Source organism: Acidovorax sp. GW821-FHT09B03 (assembly GCF_059418305.1).
Window position 1 is genome coordinate 32,910 of the sequence record NZ_JBWKPP010000013.1, and the last position, 18,789, is coordinate 51,698.

The window sequence follows — 18,789 nt, forward strand, 5'->3', positions numbered from 1 at the left end:
CGGGTCAGGGCGCGGGGCGCGTTGCAGGGGCGGAGGCCGCAGCCACGGGAGCGGAAGGCGTTGCCGCCGTGGTGACGGCCGTGCCTTCGCGCAGCTGGCCCATGCGGCCGGAGACCACCACCGTGCCTTCGGGTGCGCCTTCGACGGCAACCAGGGTCTGGCCATCGACCACGGCGCGCGCGCCCGTCTTGACCGGCAGGTAGGCCACCTTGCCATCGCGCACCGCCTGGATGTAGGGCGCGGGCTTGTCGGTGCGCACCGCATCGAGCGGCACGGTCAGCACGTCGGCACGGCCGGTGTCCAGCAGGCCCTGCACGAACAGGCCCTGGCGCAGCGCGGGCGCACCGCGGTTCTGCGCGATGGCCAGGTACACAGGTACCGTGCGGCTACCGGCCTGGGCGCTGGGGTTGATGCGCGCCACCGTGGCCACCACGGGCTCGGCGCTGCCTTCGATCTGCAGCTGCGCCCTCTGGCCCACGCGCACGGCCAGCGAGTCGGCCGGGCTCAGTAGGGCTTCGAGCTCCAGGCGCGAGAGGTCAACGACTTCCAGCACGCGGCCATCGATGGGCATGCGCTCGCCGGGCTGGGCCAGGCGCTGCGATACCTGCCCCGTGATGGGGCTGCGCAGCACGGTGTCTTCCAGCGACTTTTTGGCCACGTCGGCGGCGGCCAGCGCAGCGCGGTAGGTCGACTGGGCCGATTCCAGGCTGGCCTGCGAGGTGACGAGCGCCGTGGCCGAGATGAAGCCCTGGTTCACCAGCGCCTGGTTGTTGGTGACCGTGCGCTGGTTGATGTCCACCTGCGCCCGGGCGGCGTCGGCCTGCTGCTGCGCCTGGCGCAGGCGGGCCTGGGATTCGGTGGCGTCGATGCGGGCCAGCACCTGGCCGGCGCGCACGCTGTCTCCTTCGCGCACCGTGAGGCCCTGCAGCTCGCCCGCCACCCGCGCCTTGACCATGGCCGATTCGGTGGCGCGCAGCGAGCCGGACACGGGCACGCCCAGCACCAGGCTCCTGCGCACCACGCCCACCAGTTCGCTGGCGGCCAGCTGCATGGGCGCCTCGGCGCGCTGGCTGGCGGCCTGTGCCAGGGCTTTTTGCTGCTGCTGGCGTGCGGCCATGGCGCGCCATGCTCCACCGCCCACCAGCACGACGACGGCGGCCGCAGCCAGCCAGGGAATCCAGCGTTTCATGGGTCAGACCGCAGAAGAAGAGGGAGGAGGGGAGGAGAGGGCGGGGGCGAAAGGCCCCGTTTCCGGGCGGGCGCACAGGCCGTACAGCACGTTGTCCACCTGGGCGTCGATGAACTTCTCGGGGCCAAGCTCCAGCGCATCGGGCATGCAGGCGCCCATGGAGTGCTTCCACAGCATCAGGAAGATCATCGGGGCCATCACCACATGCACGGCGTAGTCGAGGTTCACGGCACGGAATTCGCCGCGGTCCATGCCACGGCGCAGGATGCGGCGCACCAGGTCCTGCCCGGGCCGGATCACCTCCTGCTGGTAGAAGACGGTGATCTCGGGGAAATTCTGGGATTCGCTGAACATCAGCTTGGTGATGCCCGAAGCCTTGGTGGCGCCGATGCGCTCCCACCAGACCTGGTAGCAGTGGCGCAGCAGTTCGCCGGTCGTGCCCTCGAAGGTTTCGAGCTCATGGCTCCACTCCTCGAAGCGGCCCGCGATGTTCTGGCGCACCACGGCCTTGAACAGCTCTTCCTTGCTCGGGAAGTAGAGGAACAGCGTGCCCTTCGATACGCCCGCGCGCGCCGCCACATCGTCCACCCGGGTCGCGGCAAAGCCTTTTTCGACGAACAGGTCGAGCGCGGCCTCCAGCAATTCGCCGGGACGCGCTTCCTTGCGGCGCTCGCGTTTGGTGCCGGCAGAAGGGGTGGTGGTGACAGTGCTCAAGGGGCTTTCTAGTTAATGACTGACTGGTTAGTAATATAACAAGTGCACCTCCCCCAGTCAATTGATCGATGGCTGGGCGAGACAAAAGACCGGGGGGTTGTTGCCCCCTTCGGGTAAACCCTTGGAGCAGGGCGCGTGCTCCCTGAAATCCCGTTGGCGGGCTCGCGGTGGGTGCTCCACGGCGGTGCGCCGTGTCCGTCCAGGCCCCGAACCAGTGCGCGATCGTGCTCCAAAAAAGGGAGCGCCTTGCAGCCAGGCGCTCTCGGGTACAAATGTCCCTAAAACAGGACCAAATGCCCTTAAATGTCTCATTGACAGGACATTAGGGATGTTTGACGATGGCCCCATGTCACCGAAGCTGCCGCTGCCCAAGTACCACCAGATCTACTTGGTGCTGCGCGAGCAGTTGCAGGAAGGCTGCTTTGCCGCAGGCCTGCCGGGCGAGCTGGCGCTGATGCAGCAGTTCTCCGTGGCCCGCGTGACGGTGCGACGCGCCCTGGAGCTGTTGCAGGGCGAAGGCCTGATCTCCCGCCAGCCGGGCAGGGGCACCCGGCCCGTGCCCCAGCCCGACGCGGGGCAGGGTGGCCAGGAGGGCCACCCGCACAGCAACCGCGCCCAGCTCACCGGCCTGCTCGAAAACCTGGTCAGCATGGGTCTGCGCACCTCGGTCAAGGTGCTCGACGTGGAGACCGTCACGGCCTCGCGCGCCGTGGCGGGCGCCCTGCAGATCGCTGTGGGCGACGCCGTGCAGAAGGCAGTGCGGGTGCGCAGCACGCGCGAAGGCCCGCTCTCGCACATCACCACCTATGTGCCGGCCGACATCGGCCGCCAGTTCGGCCGCCGCGAGCTGGCACGCAAGCCCATCCTGGTGCTGCTGGAGGAGTCGGGCGTGAAGGTCGGCCGTGCCCACCAGACCATTTCCGCCCGGCTGGCCGACGCCGTGGTGGCGCGCCACCTCGACGTGGCCGTGGGCTCGGCCCTGCTGGCCGTGCGGCGCCTGATCTACGACGACCAGGAGCGGCCCGTGCAGTGGCTGCATGGCCTGTACCGGCCCGATCGCTACGAATACGAGATGCAGCTGTCCCGCGTGGGCAGTATCGATGCCAAGGTCTGGGTCAGCAAAGAGCTGTCGGCCCAGTTCCATTGACGATTACAACGACGACGACCCCCGACCCCACCCCAAGGAGCACGCCCATGAGCAACCGCCGCCATTTCCTATCCCAGTCGGCCGCCGCCGCATCGGCCCTGGCCTTCCCCCTAGTGGGCGGCGCGCAGGCCAAGGCGGTCAAGGTGGGGGTGCTGCACCCGGTGACGGGGGCGCTGGCCTACTCGGGCCAGCAGTGCCGTGAGGGCGCGCTCATGGCCATCGAGGACATCAACAAGGCCGGTGGCATCAAGTCCCTGGGCGGTGCGAAGCTCGAGGCCCTGCTGGGCGATGCGCAGTCGCAGCCCCAGGCCGGCGCGGCCGAGATCGAGAAGATGAACGAGGCCGGCGTATCCGCCGTGGTGGGGGCGTTTGCCTCGGCCATCTGCCTGGCCACCACGCAGGCGGCCGCCAAGTACAACCTGCCGCACATCGTGGATGTGGGCGTGGCCGACCAGATCGTGGAGCGCGGCCTGAAGAACACCTTCCGCTTCGGCCCTGGCTACAAGAAATGCGCCGAAACCGCCGTGGCCAACCTGCACGTGCTCAACACGGCGGCCGGCAAGCCTGCCAAGACGGTGATGATCATCCACGAGGAGTCGCTGTTCGGTTCGGGCACGGCCCAGCTGCTGGCGCGCGAGCTGCCCGGGTACGGCTACGAGGTCAAGGAGGTCGTCAAGCACGCCAACCCCACGCGCGACTTCAACAACATCGTGCTGCGCATGAAGGCGATCAACCCCGACATCGTGATCCCCGCCAACTACTACAACGAGTACGCGCTGCTGGTGCGCACCATGCAGCAGCAGAAGGTCACGCCCAAGGCCATCTACTCGGTGCTGGGCGGTGCGGCGTCGAGCTACAAGTTCGTCAAGGAGTTTCCGGACGCGGCCAACGGCATCATCGACTGCAACCACTGGTTCAACCCCAAGGACAAGCGCGCGCAGGACCTCAAGAAGCGTGTGGAAGCCAAGGGCCTGTTCTTCAGCTACGAACTGTTCATGACCTACACCAGCATGTGGCTGCTGGCCGATGCGCTGGAGCGTGCCAAGTCCACGGACCGCGCCGCCATCATCGACGCGCTGGAGAAGAGCACGTTCGCCGACCACATCATGCCGTACGGCCCCACGAAGTTCGTGGCCGGACAGAACCAGGGTGCCCAGCCGCTCATGACCCAGGTGCTCAAGAACGACATCAAGGTCATCATCCCGCGCGACTACCGCGAAGCGGACCCGCTCTTCCCCTTGAAGGCCTGAGGGCCCAAAGACCATGCCTTCATCCGTTGTTCCGGCGCCAGAAGACCTGGCGCCAGGCTACGCCTTTGCCTGACATGCCGCAGACCCCGCACCCATGTTCGAGCTCAGCATCCTATTTCCCTCGGTCCTCAATGGCCTGACGACCGGCGCGGTCTATGCGCTGATCGCCCTGGGCCTCACGCTGATCTATGGCGTGCTGCACATCATCAACTTCGCGCATGGCGCGTCGCTGATGCTGGCGCTGTACGCCGTCTACCTGCTCAAGCAGCACTGGGGGATCGACCCCTACCTGGCGCTGCCCATCCTCGTGCCCGGCATGTTCGTGCTGGGCTATGGGCTGCAGCGCGTGGTCATCAACCGCGCCAGCCATGGCAAGGACGAGAACATCCTGCTGGTCACGCTGGGCATCTCCATCGTCATGGAGAACCTGGCGCTGCTGTTCTTCAAGTCCGACACGCGCACCATCGAGACCGCCTACACCCTGACCACCGTGGCCATCGGCCCGGCCATGATCGCGCTGCCCAAGCTGGTGTCCTTCGCCGGGGCGCTGGTGGTCTCGGGCCTGCTGCTGTGGATCGTGGGGCGTACCGACCTGGGCCGCGCCATCCGCGCCGTGGCGCGCGAGAAGCACGGCGCCAAGCTCATGGGCATCCACGTGGACCATGTCTACGCCATGAGCTTCGGCATCGGCCTGGCCTGCCTGGGGGCGGCCGCCTGCTTTTTGCTGCCGGCCTACTACGTCAACCCGCAGGTGGGCAGCGGCTTCGTGCTGGTGGCCTTCACCATCGTCGTGCTCGGCGGCATGGGCAGCTTTGCCGGGGCGCTGGTGGGCGGGCTGCTGATCGGGGTGGTCGAATCGCTCGGCGGCCTGTACCTGGGCGAATCGCTGGGGCAGATCGGCATTTTTGCCATCTTCATCGCCGTGCTGCTGTTCCGCCCGCAGGGCCTGTTCGGAGCCCGGCAATGAAGCAGCTCGCATCCATTGCGTTGTTCGTGCTGGCCGTGTCGGCCATCACCCTGGCGTCCGATTCCGGCGTGCTGCTGAACTTCCTCATGATGTCCCTGTACGCGGCCCTGCTGGCGCAGGCCTGGAACATCCTGGGCGGCTTCGGCGGGCAGTTCTCATTCGGTCATGCGCTGTTCTTCGGGACGGGGGCCTACATCCAGGCCATCGCGCAGATGCAGGGCGGCATCAATGCCTGGCTGGCCTTGCCCATGGCGGTGGCCGGCAGCGCGCTGGTGGGGCTGTTCGTGGGCGGGCTGTCGTTCCGCTACGGGCTCAAGGGCTCGTACTTCGCGCTGGTCACGCTGGCCTTTGCCGAGGTGTTCCGCATCCTGGCGCTGTCGGTGCCGTTCACCGGCGCGGGCGTGGGGCTGATGCTGCCGCTCAGGGAGTCGCTTGGCAACATGCAGTTCGGTTCGCGCAAGGGCTATGTGTTCCTGGTCCTGGCGCTGGTGACCCTGGCGTTGCTGGTGAGCTGGTGGCTGCGCAACTCGCGCTTCGGTGCCTGGCTGCAGGCCGTGCGTGACAACGAGGACGCGGCGCGCGCCATCGGCGTGAATCCGTTCACGGTGAAGATGGGCGCCATCGCGCTGTCGGGCGGCTTCATGGGCGCGGCCGGCGCGTTCTACGTGCAGGTCTTCCAGTACATCGACCCGGGCATCGCCTATGGCTCGGTGACCTCGGTGGAAGCCCTGGTGGCGGCCATCGTGGGCGGTATCGGCACCGTCTGGGGGCCGGTGCTCGGCGCGCTGGTGCTGCACGTGCTGGCCGACCTCACGCGCAACCTGTTCGGCCAGCTGCCGGGGATCAACATGGTGATCTACGGCGTGGTGCTGGTGCTCATCGTGATGTTCCTGCCGCGCGGCATCGCGGGGCTGGGCCAGTCGGTGGTGGACCTGTGGAAACGATCGGGAGGTCGCCATGGCCAATGAGCTGCTCACTCTCACGGGGCTGGGCAAAGCCTTCGGCGGCCTCAAGGCCGTGCAGAACGTCAGCCTCACGGTGCCCGAAGGCTCGCTGACCGCGTTGATCGGCCCCAACGGTGCCGGCAAGACCACGCTGTTCGCGCTGATGACCGGCTTCGTGAAGCCCGACTCCGGCACGGTGCGTTTCGCCGGCAGCGACATCACCGGCCTGGCGCCGCACCTCAATGCCCGCCTGGGCATGGCGCGCACCTTTCAGATCGTGCAGCCCTTCGCCGCCCAGACCGTGCGCGAGAACATCGCCGTGGGCGCGCACCTGCACGAGCCGCGCCGCACTGCGGCCCTGGCACTGGCCACCGAGGTGGCTGCGCGCGTGGGGCTGTCGGCGCAACTGGAAAAACCGGCGTCGGACCTCACGGTGGCCGGGCGCAAGCGGCTGGAGCTGGCGCGGGCCCTGGCCACCCGGCCGCGCCTCTTGCTGCTCGACGAGGTGCTGGCCGGCCTCAACCCCCAGGAGATTGCCGAGATGATTCCCGTGGTGCGCGGCATTGCGCAGGGTGGCGTGACGGTGCTGATGATCGAGCACGTGATGCAGGCCGTGATGAACCTGGCCGAGCATGTGTGGGTGCTGGCCCAGGGCCAGCTGATCGCCGAGGGCAGCCCCGGCGTGGTGACGTCCGACGAGCGCGTGATCGAGGCCTACCTGGGCCATGGCACGGCAGCACGCCTGCGTGCCGCGGCCGCCAAGGAGGCCGCATGAACACGGCGCCCTTGCTCGACATCACCGGGCTGCGCGGCGGTTACGGCCGTGTCGAGGTGCTGCGCGGTGTGGACCTGCACGTGAACTCCGGCGAAACCGTGGCCCTGCTGGGCAGCAATGGTGCGGGCAAGTCCACGCTCAACAACGTGGTCTGCGGCATCTACCCGGCCTGGGCCGGGCGTGTGGCCTTTGGCGGCGCCGACCTGAGCGGCGCGCACTACACGGCGGTCGTCAAGGCCGGGTTGATCCAGGTACCCGAGGGGCGCAAGATCTTCCCCAACCTCAGTGTGCTCGAAAACCTGGTACTGGGCAGCTTCTCGCGTGCCCGCGAGCGCCGGGCCGAGAACATCGACAAGGTGTTCGCGACCTTCCCGCGCCTCAAGGAGCGCACTGGCCAACTGGCCGGCACCATGAGCGGCGGCGAGCAGCAGATGCTGGCCATCGGCCGCGGTCTGATGGCCGAGCCGCGCCTGTTGATTCTGGACGAGCCCTCGCTGGGCCTGTCGCCCCTGCTGGTCGAGGAGATGTTCGGCCTGATCCGCCAGCTGCGCTCCACGGGCCTGGCGGTGCTGCTGGTCGAGCAGAACGTGGGCCAGTCGCTGGAGATCGCCGACCGCGCCTATGTGATGGAGAACGGGAGCATCCGGTTCTCGGGCGCGCCCGACGAACTGCTGCGCAGCGACGAACTGCGCCGGGCCTACCTGGGCCTTTGACAAGGAGACAACCCCCATGACGATTCCACGCCGAAACCTGCTGCTGGCCTTGCCCGCGGTGCTTCCCCTCGGGCAGGCCCTGGCCCAGAACGCCCCCATCCGCATCCTGGTGGGCGCGCCCGCCGGCGGCTCCACCGACACCCTGGCGCGCAACCTGGCCAGCGAAATGGGTCGCCAGCTCGGGCGCACCGTGGTGGTGGAAAACCGCCCGGGCGCCGGCGGCAACATCGCCGCCGACGCGGTGGCCAAGGCCGCGCCCGACGGCAACACGCTGCTCATGAGCTTCACGAGCCACGCCATCAACGCCAGTCTCTACCCCTCGCTGCCCTTCGATCCCATCAAGGACTTCACGCCGCTGACCTGCGTGGCCACCTCGCCCTCGATCCTGGTGGCCAACCCTTCGGTACCGGCCAGGGACGTGCGCGAGCTGATTGCGCTGGCCAAGGCGCGGCCGGGCAAGCTCAACTTCGCGATTGGCGCCGTGGGCTCCTCGCTGCACCTGGCGGGCGATGCCTTCAAGATGCAGTCGGGCGCCTACATCGTCAACATTCCCTACCGCGGCACCGCCCCGGCGCTGCAGGACGTGCTGGCCGGGCAGGTGGAGCTGATGTTCGCCGCCGTGGGCAATGCCCAGGCGCAGGTGCGGGCGGGCAAGCTCCGGGCGCTCGGCGTCACCAGCGCCAGGCGCCTGCCGGCCTTCCCGGACGTGCCCGCGATTTCCGAGGTGTTGCCGGGATACGAGTCGAGCGCCTGGTTCGGTCTGTTCGGGCCCGGGAACATGGCCCCCGAGTTGGCCAAGCGCCTGAGCGACGCGGCCCGCCAGGCCATCGCCACGCCCGAGGTGAAAAAGCGCCTGGAGACCGAGGGCGCCGTGCCCGTGGGCAACAGCCCCGAGGAGTTCGCGCGCTTCGTGCAGGCCGAGATCCCGCGCTGGGCCAAGGTCGTGCGCTTTGCCGGAGCCAAGCCCGAATGAGCTCCGAGCCCAGCACCCTGGCGCAGAAGCTGGTGGCCCGCGCGAGCGGGCGCACCGGCGTCACGCCGGGTGAGATCGTGAACTGCAGCGTGGACCTGGCCATGTTCCACGACTCGTCCGGCCCGCGCCGGCTCAAGCCCATGCTCGAAGAGCTGGGTGCCCAGCTGTGGGACAAGTCGCGCGTGGTGCTGGTCATGGACCACTACCTGCCCGAGCGCGACGAGGAGTCGCGCCGCATCGTGCGCATCGCGCGCGACTGGGCGCAGGAGCAGGCGCTGCCCCATGTCTACGACGGCCAGGGCATCTGCCATGTGGTGGTGCCGCAGCACGGCCACATCCGCCCCGGCATGTTCTGCGTGGGCGGGGATTCGCATTCGCCCACGGGCGGGGCCTTCGGCGCCTACATGTTCGGCATCGGCAGCACCGAGATGCTGGGCGTGGTCGTCACCGGCAAGATCTGGCTGCGCGTGCCGCACACCCTGCAGATGCACTGGACCGGGCACCTGGCCCCTGGCGTGACCGCCAAGGACATGATGCTGCACATGATCGGCCGCTTCGGCATGAACGGCGGCCAGTACCAGGCCGTGGAGTTTGCCGGCCCTGCCGTGCAGGCCCTGTCGATGCAGGAGCGCATGACGCTGTCGAACATGAGCGCCGAGCTGGGTGCCCAGGCCGGCCTGATCGCTCCCGACGCGACCACGCGCGACTGGCTGGCGGCCCACGGCGTGCCCGAGGCGGACCTGCAGGGGCTGGATGCCTGGACAACCGACCCTGGCGCGCCACTTACCCGCCACGAATTCGCTGCCGACACCCTGGCGCCCCAGGTGGCTGCGCCCCACAGCCCAGCCAACACCAGTGCCGTGGGCCAGCATGCGGGAACGCGCATCGACGTGGCCTACATCGGCGCCTGCACGGGCGCCAAGCTCGACGACCTGCGGGCCGCCGCCAGCGTTCTGCGCGGCCAGCGCGTGGCCAGCGGTGTGCGCCTGATGGTGGCGCCCGCGAGCCAGCAGGACCAGGCCGCCGCCCGGGCCGAAGGCGTGCTGCAGGTGCTGGAGGACGCGGGGGCCGAGCTGTTCCCGACCAGCTGCGGCGCCTGCGCCGGCTATGGCGACAGCGTGGGCGACGGCACCACCGTGATCTCCAGCACGGCGCGCAATTTCAAGGGGCGCATGGGCTCGGCCACGGCCCAGGTGTACCTGGCCTCGCCCTATACCGTGGCCGCCTCGGCCCTCAAGGGCCGGATTGCCGACCCGCGCGAGGTGCTGGCATGAGCGCTGCACCGCTGCACAGGGCCTGGAAGCTGGGCGCCGACATCGACACCGACTTGCTGGCACCCGGCCACGCGATGAAGCACGGCATCGACGTGCTGGCGCGCCACTGCCTGGAATCGGTGCGGCCGGACTTCGTGGGTGGCGTGCGCCAGGGCGACGTGATCGTGGCCGGGCCCAACTTCGGCATCGGCTCCTCGCGCGAGCAGGCGGCCGCGGTGCTGGTGCGGCTCGGGATCGTGGCGGTCATCGCTCCCTCCTTCAGCGGCCTGTACTTTCGCAATGCCTTCAACCTGGGCCTGCTGCTGCTGACCTGCACGCAGGCGGGCAGGGTGGCCGAGGGCGAAACGGTGGCCCTGGACTGGCAGGCACCGGCCGTGGTCACGGCGGATGGCACGCGCCTGGCGTGCGATCCGATTCCCCCATTTCTCATGGACATGGTGCGCGCTGGCGGCTTGATGAACCAGCTGCGCGCTCGATTCGGCAAGGAGGCCTCGAATGGCTGAACAGACAGCAAGCACCACCAGCAGCATGGACCCCGTCACCCTCGCGGTGCTGCGCGGGCGGCTCGAGCAGATCGCCGACGAGATGGACGCCACGCTCTACCGCAGCGCGTTCAACCCCATCATCGCCGAGGCGCACGACGCCTGCCACGGCCTGTACGATGCCACGAGCGGCGACACCCTGGTGCAGGGCAAGTCGGGCCTGCCGGTGTTCGTGGGGGCCATGGCCTTCGCGGTGCGCGCGGCCATGCGCATCGCAGACGGGCGCGGCGGCATGGCACAGGGCGATACCTGGCTGTTCAACGACCCCTACGAGGGCGGCACGCATGCCAACGACTTCAAGCTGGTGCGGCCGTTCTTTCGTGGCGGCAGGCTGTACTGCTTCCTGGCCTCGGCCGCGCACTGGCATGACGTGGGCGGCAACGTGCCCGGCAACTACAACCCCGCCGCCACCGAGTGCTGGCAGGAGGCGGTGCAGATACCGCCGGTGCGCATCGTGCGCGGCGGCACGCTCGACGAAGACGTGCTGGCCATCCTCAAGGCCAATACCCGCCTGCCCGACAGCCTGTGGGGCGACCTCAACGGCCAGCTTTCGGCCCTGGACCTGGGCGAGCGCCGCCTGCACGACCTGCTCGACCAGTACGGCGACGGCGTGGTGCTGCAGGCCATGGGCGAGCTGCGCTTACGCGCCGTCCGGCTCATGCGCTCGCACATCGCGGCGCTGCCCGATGGGCGCTACAGCTTCAGCGACATGCTGGACAACGACGGCGTGAAGGACGAGGCGCTGACCATCGCCCTGGACATGGCGGTGCAGGGCGACCGGCTCACGCTCGACTTCTCGCGCACCTCGCCCCAGTGCGCCGGGCCGGTGAACATCTCGCGCGCCACGGCCATCGCGGCCTGCTATGTGGCGCTCAAGCACCTGTTTCCCGACGTGCCGGCCAATGCCGGCGTGCTCGACGCGGTGGACTTCGTGCTGCCCGACGGCCTGGTGATCAGCGCCGCGCGGCCGCGCCCGGTGGGCGGCTACACCGAGACCATCCTGCGCATGATCGACGTGATCTTCAGCGCCACGGCCCTGGCCGCGCCCGAGCGCGCCATGGCCCAGGCCTACGGCACCATCAATGCGCTCTCGATCGCCGGGCACCGCACCGATGCGGCACGCAAGGGCCAGCGCTGGGTGATGTTCAGCTTCTTCGGCGGCGGCCATGGCGGCCATTCGGATGGCGACGGCATGAGCCACGGCAATGCGCCCATCTCCACGGCGACGATTCCGCCGCTGGAAATCCTGGAGGCGGCCTACCCGGTGCGTTTCACGCAATGGGCGCTGCGCCCGGGCTCGGGCGGCGACGGCCAGCACCGCGGCGGCCTCGGGGCCATCTACGAGATCGAGTTGCTGGAGCAGGATGCCGAAGTCTTCATCTTCGGCGAGCGCGGCAAGGCCGCGCCCCAGGGCATCGCCGGGGGCGGGGAGGGCGCCCTGAACGTCTTCAGCTACCAGAACGCAGGCGAGTGGAAGACGCCGCCCATGCGCTCCAAGATGATCGGCATCCAGCTGAAAAAGGGCGAGCGTGTGCGGCTGGAGACACCCGGTGGCGGGGGCTACGGCCTGCCTGCGGCACGGTCAGCCGCAGCGCGTCAGAGCGATGAGGCGATGGGTTATGTGGTGGTGGACGACAGCGCAGCAGCAATGAAAGGCGCAGCATGAGCGGCAAGGCTTCCTTTGTGGTGGGGGTGGACGTGGGTGGCACCTTCACCGATCTGTTCGTGCTCGACGAGGCCGACGGCAGCGCCCGCATCGTCAAGGTGCCCTCGACCCGGGGGGAAGAGGCGCGCGGCTTCATGAACGGCGTGGCGCGGGTGGCGGATTCGGCCGCGGCCATCGCCACCATCGTGCATGGCACCACTGTGGGCACCAATGCGCTGCTGGAGCGCAAGGTGGCGCGCACCGGCATCATCACCACGCGCGGCTTTCGCGACGTGCTGGAGATGCGCCGGCGCGACCGCCCCCAGACCTGGGGCCTGCGCGGCAGCTTCGAGCCCATCGTGCCGCGCCACCTGCGCCTGGAGGTGGACGAGCGCGTGCTGGCCGACGGCACGCTGCACACTCCGGTGGACCTGGCCCAGGTGAAGGCCCAGGCGCAGGCCTTGCTGGAGGCGGGCTGCGAGGCCGTGTGCGTGTTCTTCATCAACACCTACGCCAACCCGGCCAACGAGCAGGCGGCCGTGACCGCCGTGCGCGCCCTCTGGCCCAACGCCCATGTGACGGCGGCCAGCGAGGTGCTGCCCGAGATCCGCGAGTTCGAGCGCTGCTCCACCGCCACGCTCAATGCGGCCCTGCAGCCGGTGGTGGGGAGCTACCTGGAGCGGCTGGAGGGCGACCTGCGCGGCCAGGGCTTCGGCGGCGAACTGCTCATCGTGCAGAGCAACGGCGGCGTGATGTCGCGCCAGACGGCCTGCGACGTGCCGGTGCGCACGGCGCTGTCGGGCCCGGCGGCGGGCGTCATTGCCTGCGCGGCCATCGCGCGGGCGGCGGGCTTTCCCGATGCGATCACGGGCGACATGGGGGGCACCTCGTTCGACGTGTCCCTGGTCGCGGGCGGCGAGGCGGCCCTGGCCGCGCAGACCGCCATTGAGTTCGGCATGGTGGTGCGCTCGCCCATGATCCAGATCGAGACCATCGGCGCGGGCGGTGGCTCCATCGCCTCGGTGGACGCCAGCGGCATGCTGCAGGTGGGGCCCGAGTCGGCCGGCAGCGTGCCCGGCCCCGCCTGCTACGGGCGCGGCAACACCCGGCCCACGGTGACCGATGCCAACGTGCTGCTGGGCCGCATCGCGGCCGACCGGCCGCTGGGCGGCGGCCTGCTGGCCGCCATGGATGCGGCCAGGTCGCGCGATGCCATCGAGACCCATGTGGCCCTTCCGCTGGGCCTGGATGCCATGGCCGCGGCCGAGGCCATCCTCACCGTGGCCAATGCCAAGATGGCCGGCGCCGTGCGCGTGGTCTCCATCGAGCGTGGGCACGACCCGCGCCAGTTCGCCTACATGCCCTTCGGCGGCGGCGGTGCGCTGCACGTGTGCGCCATGATGCGCGAGGTGGGCGTGGGCACGGGCATCGTGCCGCGCTACCCGGGCGTCACGTCCGCCCTGGGCTGCGTGATGGCGGACATGCGCCACGATGCGGTGCAGACTCTGAACAAGCCCCTGGCCGAGCTCGACGTGGCCGATCTGCGCCAGCGCGTGCAGGCCCTGTCCGAAGCCTGCCAGCAGCGCCTGGATTCGGCCGGCGTGCAGTTCGTGCAGGTGCAGCAGATCATTGCGCTGGACATGCTCTATGCCGGGCAGACGCACACCGTGCAGGTCCCTGTTGCCGCCGATGCGCTCGACCGCGAAGGTATCCAGGCCGCGTTCGAGGGGGCCTACCGCGCCGCCTTCGGCCGGGTGCTGGCCGGCATTGCGGTGCGGGTGATGAACCTGCGCTACGCCCGTGTGGGCGTGCGCCCCAAGTTCGACCTCACGGTGCTGGCGCCGCAGTCGACCACGCTCCAGCCCTCCCTGGGTGTGCAGCGCGTGTTCCATGCCGGCCAGTGGTGGGATGCGGCACGCCACGCGCGGCTGGACCTGCCCGTGGGCACACGCATCGACGGCCCGGCCATCCTGGAGCAGCCCGACACCACGGTGTGGCTGGAGCCGGGCTTTTACGCCACGGTGGACACGCTGGGCAATCTGCTGGTGCGTACCGCATGACCGCCGCCGCAGCCCCCCTGCACACCCGGCGCGTGGCGCTGGTCGTGATCGACCTGCAGAACGACTTTCTCGCGCCCGACGGTGCCTATGCACGCGGCGGCGCGGTAAGCCCGGCCGCTCTGGCGCTGCCGCCACGGGTGGCCGAGGTGGCCAAGGCGGTCAAGGCGGGAAGTGGGCTGGTGGCGGGCAGCCAGTTCACCCTGTGGTCCGATGCCCAGGGCGAACCCATGGTTTCGCCCCACCTCAAGACCTTGCGGCCTTTCCTGCGGCGCAGCGACTTCGCGCCCGGCAGCCGGGGCCAGGCCCATGTGCCGGAGATCGCCACCTGGGTGGACGTCTCGGTGTGCAAGGTGGCGTACTCGGCCTTCTTCAACACCCAGCTCGACTGGGTGCTGCGCCGCGCGGGCATCGACACCGTGGCGGTGTGCGGCATCGTCACCAACGGCGGCGTGGCCAGCACCGTGCGCGATGCCCATATGCGCGACTACCGCACCCTGGTGCTGTCGGACGGCTGTGCGGCCTTCCGCCAGGAAGTGCACGACACGGCGCTGGCCGACCTGGGCACCGTGGCCCAGGTGCTGACCTGCGCCGACTTCACCGCGGCACTGGCGGCCGGCACGCCATGACGGCCACGCTGCCCACCATCCGCCGGGCCGACCGCATGCCCGCGGCCACGCGGGACAACCATGTGCCCGTGGCCATCGTGGGCGGCGGTGCCTGTGGCCTGACGGCCGCGCTGATGCTGCATGACCTGGGGGTGGACTGCGCGGTGCTGGAGCGCGACGCTACGCCCACGGGCTCCTCGGCCCTGTCCTCGGGCTTCATCCCGGCACCGGCCACGCAGGTGCAGAAGGACCTGGGCATAGCCGACAGCCCCGAGCGCTTCGCCGCTGACATCGGCGCCAAGGCCAAGGGCAGGGCGGCGCCGCAACTGGTGCAGGCTTACGCCCGCGCCATCGGCCCCGCACTCGATGCACTGCAGCAGCGCCATGGCCTGGAGTGGCAGGTGCTCGACGGCTTTCTCTACCCCGGCCACAGCGTGCGCCGCATGCATGCCGTGCCCGAGAAGACCGGGGTGGGCCTGATGGGCCGCCTGGCCAATGCCGCCGCGGCGGCGGACATTCCCCTCGTGACCGATGCCGTCGTGCGCGAGCTGTGGGCCGACGAGACCGGCCTGGTGATCGGCGTCGGCTACGAGCGGCCGGACGGCACGCTGGAGCACCTGTCCTGCGACGCGGCCATCCTGGCCTGCAACGGCTTTGGTGGCAATGCCGCCATGGTGCGCGAGCTGCTGCCCGAGATGCGCGACGCCCTGTTCGCCGGCCATGCCGGCAACGACGGCAGTGCCATTGCCTGGGGCCGTGCGCTGGGTGCGCGCCTGGCCGACCTGGGCGGCTACCAGGGCCATGGCTCCTGGGCCATCCCCCAGGGCGCGCTGATCTCCTGGGCGTTGATGATGGAGGGCGGTATCCAGGTCAATGCCCTGGGCCGGCGCTTTCACGACGAGACGCAGGGCTATTCCGAAGCTTCGGTGCATGTGCTGGCCCAGCCGGGCGGCGTGGCCTGGAATGTCTTCGACGGGCCCATCCTCGCGCTGGCGCGCGGCTTTCCGGATTTCGTGGACGCCGAGGCGGCGGGTGCCGTCAAGCATTGCGGCAGCGTGCAGGCCCTGGCCGCCGTGATCGGCTGCGAGGAAGCGGCACTTTCGGCCACGCTGGCAGGGCAGGGCCCGTACCCGCGCGCGGCGGCGCGGCCCTTGCAGGCACCGTTCTGCGCCGTCAAGGTCACGGGTGCCTTGTTCCATACCCAGGGCGGGCTCGACATCGATGCGCAATGCCGGGTGCTCGACACGGTGGGCCGGCCATTTCCCAACCTGCTGGCGGCCGGCGGTGCGGCGCGCGGTGTCTCGGGCGATGCCGTCTGGGGTTATCTCTCGGGCAACGGCCTCTTGAGCGCCGTGGCCGGCGGCTACCTGGCGGCCCACACCGCCGCCCATCTGCTCCATCCCTCCACGGGCAACACCCCATGAATGGCATTTCCTTGCACCAACGGCTGCAGCAGCCGCAGATCCTCCTGGCCCCCGGTGTCTATGACGCGCTGAGCGCCCTGGTGGCCGAGCAGGCCGGCTTCGAGGCGCTGTACCTCTCGGGGGCCTCCATCGCCTATACCCGGCTGGGCCGCTCCGACGTGGGCCTGACCACCTACACCGAGGTGGAAGACACGCTGGCGCGCATCACCGAGCGCGTGCGCACGCCCGTCATCGTCGATGCCGACACGGGTTTCGGCAACGCACTCAACATGCAGCGCACGGTGCGCGGCTTCGAGCGCGCCGGCGCTGCCATGGTGCAGGTGGAGGACCAGGGCTTTCCCAAGCGCTGCGGCCACCTGGACGGCAAGACTGTGGTGCCTGCCGCCGAGATGTGCGGCAAGCTGCGCGCGGCGCTCGATGCCCGGCACGACGCCGGCACCCTCATCCTGGCGCGCACGGATGCGCTCGCGGTCGAGGGCATCGAGGCTGCGTTCGACCGCGCCGAGCGTTATCTGGAATGCGGCGTGGATGCACTGTTCATCGAGGCCCTGCGCACGCCAGAGCAGATGGATGCCGCCTGCCAACGCTTCGCCCACCGCATCCCCTTGCTGGCCAACATGGTCGAGGGCGGCAAGACCCCCGTGCAGAGCGCGCAGGAGCTGGGCCAGCGCGGTTTTCGCATCGCCATCTTTCCGGGCGGTACCGCCCGGGCCGTGGCCCACACCCTGCAGGGCTACTACGCCAGCCTGCATGCGCACCAGACCACTGCGCCGTTCAAGGAGCGGATGCTGGACTTCGACGGCCTGAACGCGTTGATCGGGACACCTGAGCTGATGGAGCTGGGGCGCAGGTACGAATAGCCGCTGAGATCGATCGGTAGACACGGCCTGACGACCCCCCAAAGGGGTGGGGGGCGACCATCGCCGCCCACCTTGCACTTCGCTGCTGAATTCGCCCTGCATAATTGGCGGGTTTGGCAGTTCATCGGGCCAGGTCACCCCCGTCTCACCGCGTCGAGCGGCTCACATCTCTAAGCCCCCGGCCTTGCCGGAGATGGCCTGTAAATATGGTTTTCAGTTCGTGGCAGTTCATTCTGGTCTACCTGCCGATCGTGGTGCTCGTCTATTTCTTGATGAATCACCGGCATTGGATCACTGCTGGAAAGGCCTGGCTCGTCATAGCCAGCCTGTTTTTCTACTCGTACTGGAACATCAAGTACCTGCCTCTGATTCTGGCCTCCATTTTCTTGAACTTCCTGGTTGGCTCACGGCTGGCGAGGTCGTATTCTGCGTCCCCCGGCGATACGCGAAAACCGAACCGGGGATTCAGCAGAAAAACCATTCTTGCCGCCGGTATTGCCGCCAATCTGGTGGTGCTGGGGTACTACAAGTACACCGATTTCCTGATTGACAACGTCAACACCATTTTCGGTACGGCGCATGCCCTTCCCCACATCGTGCTGCCACTGGGGATCAGCTTTTTCACATTCACGCAAATCGTGTATCTGGTGGATAGCTACCGTGGGGAGACCGCAAAATATGGAATACTGAACTACTCGCTGTTCGTGACGTTTTTCCCGCACCTGATTGCGGGACCGATCGTTCATCACCAGCAAATCATGCCCCAGTTCGCCTCGCGCTGGACTTTGATGCTGAGAAAGTCGAACATTCTCAAGGGGCTGTTCATTTTTGCCATCGGCCTGTTCAAGAAAGTGGTCATTGCAGACAACTTTGCGGGCTGGGCGGACGCCGGGTTCGACGGAGGCCAGGATCTCGGGTTTTTCGCAGCATGGGCCACCAGCCTGGCATACACCTTTCAGCTGTATTTCGACTTCAGCGGATACTGCGACATGGCCATAGGCGCCTCGTTGCTGTTCAATATTTCATTGCCCATCAATTTCAACTCGCCCTATAAATCACTGAGCATCCAGGATTTCTGGCGACGCTGGCACATCACTCTCAGCAGTTTTTTGCGGGACTATCTTTACATTCCGATGGGTGGTAACCGAGGGGCGGAATACCAGACGTACATCAATATTTTCATCACATTCGTGCTGGGTGGCCTTTGGCACGGTGCGACATGGATGTTTGTCATATGGGGCGCCCTGCATGGAGGGGCACTCGGAGTTCACCGATTGTGGAAGAAGTGGGGGCGCCCAATGCCAACAGCCTTGGCATGGCTGTTGACTTTTGTGTTCGTGAATATCACGTGGGTTTTCTTCCGTGCAAAAACAATGGAAGATGCGGAGCGCGTGTTGCAGGGGATGGTTGATTTTCGCTCGATCCTGGGAGAGTCCATTGCCTCGGCATCTACATCCGATTTTGCGTGGGCTGGCTGGTTTTCCGATGTCTTGCTGCAATACCTTCCTGCAGGGCTGGTTGGGCAATTGCCTGTATACATCGCCATTGTTTTCGCCTTCGCCATCATTCGCCAGAAAAATTCAATGGAGATAGCCAGCGGACCCTTGGGCAATGCCAAGCTTGCTTGCGGTGGACTTCTTTTTTCCATCGCGATTTACGCCATGCTGGCAACCACAAGCTCGGTGTTCCTGTACTTCAATTTCTAAT

At 68.1% G+C, this 18,789-nt stretch carries 17 protein-coding genes; 15 read left to right on the top strand and 2 right to left on the bottom strand.

The features are described from left to right. Positions 1–4 precede the first annotated feature (4 nt). Both AC07PA_RS21250 and AC07PA_RS21255 read right to left on the bottom strand, forming a co-directional pair. Positions 5–1,189: an efflux RND transporter periplasmic adaptor subunit gene (locus tag AC07PA_RS21250; protein ID WP_007850161.1), complete on the bottom strand. Its 1,185-nt coding sequence runs from the start codon at positions 1,187–1,189 to the stop codon at positions 5–7. A 3-nt stretch (positions 1,190–1,192) separates the two neighbouring features. Beyond that, positions 1,193–1,903, bottom strand: coding sequence for a TetR/AcrR family transcriptional regulator (locus AC07PA_RS21255; RefSeq protein WP_494608892.1), 711 nt, complete (start codon positions 1,901–1,903; stop codon positions 1,193–1,195). A 346-nt stretch (positions 1,904–2,249) separates the two neighbouring features. On the opposite strand from AC07PA_RS21255, the gene AC07PA_RS21260 reads away from it, so the two are divergent. From AC07PA_RS21260 to AC07PA_RS21330, 15 genes are all read left to right on the top strand, one after another. Continuing rightward, positions 2,250–3,050 carry a GntR family transcriptional regulator gene (locus AC07PA_RS21260; RefSeq protein WP_035202305.1) on the top strand — a complete coding sequence of 267 codons (801 nt, stop codon included), beginning with the start codon at positions 2,250–2,252 and terminating at the stop codon, positions 3,048–3,050. A 47-nt stretch (positions 3,051–3,097) separates the two neighbouring features. Then, positions 3,098–4,300, top strand: coding sequence for an ABC transporter substrate-binding protein (locus AC07PA_RS21265; RefSeq protein WP_007850168.1), 1,203 nt, complete (start codon positions 3,098–3,100; stop codon positions 4,298–4,300). A 94-nt stretch (positions 4,301–4,394) separates the two neighbouring features. Continuing rightward, positions 4,395–5,267, top strand: coding sequence for a branched-chain amino acid ABC transporter permease (locus AC07PA_RS21270; RefSeq protein ID WP_494608891.1), 873 nt, complete (start codon positions 4,395–4,397; stop codon positions 5,265–5,267). Next, positions 5,264–6,235, top strand: coding sequence for a branched-chain amino acid ABC transporter permease (locus AC07PA_RS21275; protein ID WP_007850173.1), 972 nt, complete (start codon positions 5,264–5,266; stop codon positions 6,233–6,235). Before AC07PA_RS21270 ends, AC07PA_RS21275 begins: the two co-directional genes overlap by 4 nt. After that, on the top strand, positions 6,225–6,986 hold the full coding sequence (locus AC07PA_RS21280; protein ID WP_494608890.1) for an ABC transporter ATP-binding protein: 762 nt from the start codon (positions 6,225–6,227) through the stop codon (positions 6,984–6,986). The genes AC07PA_RS21275 and AC07PA_RS21280 overlap by 11 nt, the downstream gene beginning before the upstream one ends. Further along, positions 6,983–7,699: an ABC transporter ATP-binding protein gene (locus AC07PA_RS21285; RefSeq protein WP_494608889.1), complete on the top strand. Its 717-nt coding sequence runs from the start codon at positions 6,983–6,985 to the stop codon at positions 7,697–7,699. Before AC07PA_RS21280 ends, AC07PA_RS21285 begins: the two co-directional genes overlap by 4 nt. 16 nt (positions 7,700–7,715) lie before the next feature. Further along, positions 7,716–8,672: a tripartite tricarboxylate transporter substrate binding protein gene (locus AC07PA_RS21290; protein ID WP_494608888.1), complete on the top strand. Its 957-nt coding sequence runs from the start codon at positions 7,716–7,718 to the stop codon at positions 8,670–8,672. Next, positions 8,669–9,946: a 3-isopropylmalate dehydratase large subunit gene (locus tag AC07PA_RS21295; RefSeq protein WP_494608887.1), complete on the top strand. Its 1,278-nt coding sequence runs from the start codon at positions 8,669–8,671 to the stop codon at positions 9,944–9,946. Before AC07PA_RS21290 ends, AC07PA_RS21295 begins: the two co-directional genes overlap by 4 nt. Next, the gene (locus tag AC07PA_RS21300; protein ID WP_494608886.1) at positions 9,943–10,449 is read left to right on the top strand and encodes a LeuD/DmdB family oxidoreductase small subunit; all 507 of its coding nucleotides are present in this window, start codon (positions 9,943–9,945) and stop codon (positions 10,447–10,449) included. Before AC07PA_RS21295 ends, AC07PA_RS21300 begins: the two co-directional genes overlap by 4 nt. Next, complete coding sequence (locus AC07PA_RS21305; protein ID WP_494608885.1) at positions 10,442–12,154, top strand: hydantoinase B/oxoprolinase family protein; 1,713 nt, start codon at positions 10,442–10,444, stop codon at positions 12,152–12,154. The genes AC07PA_RS21300 and AC07PA_RS21305 overlap by 8 nt, the downstream gene beginning before the upstream one ends. Beyond that, complete coding sequence (locus AC07PA_RS21310) at positions 12,151–14,193, top strand: hydantoinase/oxoprolinase family protein (protein WP_494608884.1); 2,043 nt, start codon at positions 12,151–12,153, stop codon at positions 14,191–14,193. Before AC07PA_RS21305 ends, AC07PA_RS21310 begins: the two co-directional genes overlap by 4 nt. Next, a complete protein-coding gene (locus tag AC07PA_RS21315; protein WP_494608883.1) occupies positions 14,190–14,819 on the top strand; it encodes a cysteine hydrolase family protein in 630 nt (209 codons plus the stop codon). Before AC07PA_RS21310 ends, AC07PA_RS21315 begins: the two co-directional genes overlap by 4 nt. Beyond that, entirely contained in the window at positions 14,816–16,222 is a 1,407-nt protein-coding gene (locus AC07PA_RS21320) for an FAD-dependent oxidoreductase (protein ID WP_494608882.1), read from the top strand. Before AC07PA_RS21315 ends, AC07PA_RS21320 begins: the two co-directional genes overlap by 4 nt. Further along, positions 16,219–17,082, top strand: coding sequence for an isocitrate lyase/PEP mutase family protein (locus AC07PA_RS21325; protein ID WP_494608881.1), 864 nt, complete (start codon positions 16,219–16,221; stop codon positions 17,080–17,082). Before AC07PA_RS21320 ends, AC07PA_RS21325 begins: the two co-directional genes overlap by 4 nt. A gap of 206 nt (positions 17,083–17,288) precedes the next feature. Next, positions 17,289–18,788 carry an MBOAT family O-acyltransferase gene (locus AC07PA_RS21330; protein WP_494608880.1) on the top strand — a complete coding sequence of 500 codons (1,500 nt, stop codon included), beginning with the start codon at positions 17,289–17,291 and terminating at the stop codon, positions 18,786–18,788. The last annotated feature ends 1 nt before the right edge of the window (position 18,789 follow it).

Bases quoted from the DNA above. Each gene is read 5' to 3' on its own strand.
- AC07PA_RS21320 (WP_494608882.1), top strand. From the start codon at position 14,816: ATGACGGCCACGCTGCCCACCATCCGCCGGGCCGACCGCATGCCCGCG.
- AC07PA_RS21300 (WP_494608886.1), top strand. From the start codon at position 9,943: ATGAGCGCTGCACCGCTGCACAGGGCCTGGAAGCTGGGCGCCGACATC.
- AC07PA_RS21290 (WP_494608888.1), top strand. From the start codon at position 7,716: ATGACGATTCCACGCCGAAACCTGCTGCTGGCCTTGCCCGCGGTGCTT.
- AC07PA_RS21260 (WP_035202305.1), top strand. From the start codon at position 2,250: ATGTCACCGAAGCTGCCGCTGCCCAAGTACCACCAGATCTACTTGGTG.
- AC07PA_RS21295 (WP_494608887.1), top strand. From the start codon at position 8,669: ATGAGCTCCGAGCCCAGCACCCTGGCGCAGAAGCTGGTGGCCCGCGCG.
- AC07PA_RS21310 (WP_494608884.1), top strand. From the start codon at position 12,151: ATGAGCGGCAAGGCTTCCTTTGTGGTGGGGGTGGACGTGGGTGGCACC.
- AC07PA_RS21275 (WP_007850173.1), top strand. From the start codon at position 5,264: ATGAAGCAGCTCGCATCCATTGCGTTGTTCGTGCTGGCCGTGTCGGCC.
- AC07PA_RS21305 (WP_494608885.1), top strand. From the start codon at position 10,442: ATGGCTGAACAGACAGCAAGCACCACCAGCAGCATGGACCCCGTCACC.
- AC07PA_RS21270 (WP_494608891.1), top strand. From the start codon at position 4,395: ATGTTCGAGCTCAGCATCCTATTTCCCTCGGTCCTCAATGGCCTGACG.
- AC07PA_RS21315 (WP_494608883.1), top strand. From the start codon at position 14,190: ATGACCGCCGCCGCAGCCCCCCTGCACACCCGGCGCGTGGCGCTGGTC.
- AC07PA_RS21265 (WP_007850168.1), top strand. From the start codon at position 3,098: ATGAGCAACCGCCGCCATTTCCTATCCCAGTCGGCCGCCGCCGCATCG.
- AC07PA_RS21285 (WP_494608889.1), top strand. From the start codon at position 6,983: ATGAACACGGCGCCCTTGCTCGACATCACCGGGCTGCGCGGCGGTTAC.
- AC07PA_RS21250 (WP_007850161.1), bottom strand. From the start codon at position 1,189: ATGAAACGCTGGATTCCCTGGCTGGCTGCGGCCGCCGTCGTCGTGCTG.
- AC07PA_RS21280 (WP_494608890.1), top strand. From the start codon at position 6,225: ATGGCCAATGAGCTGCTCACTCTCACGGGGCTGGGCAAAGCCTTCGGC.
- AC07PA_RS21330 (WP_494608880.1), top strand. From the start codon at position 17,289: ATGGTTTTCAGTTCGTGGCAGTTCATTCTGGTCTACCTGCCGATCGTG.
- AC07PA_RS21325 (WP_494608881.1), top strand. From the start codon at position 16,219: ATGAATGGCATTTCCTTGCACCAACGGCTGCAGCAGCCGCAGATCCTC.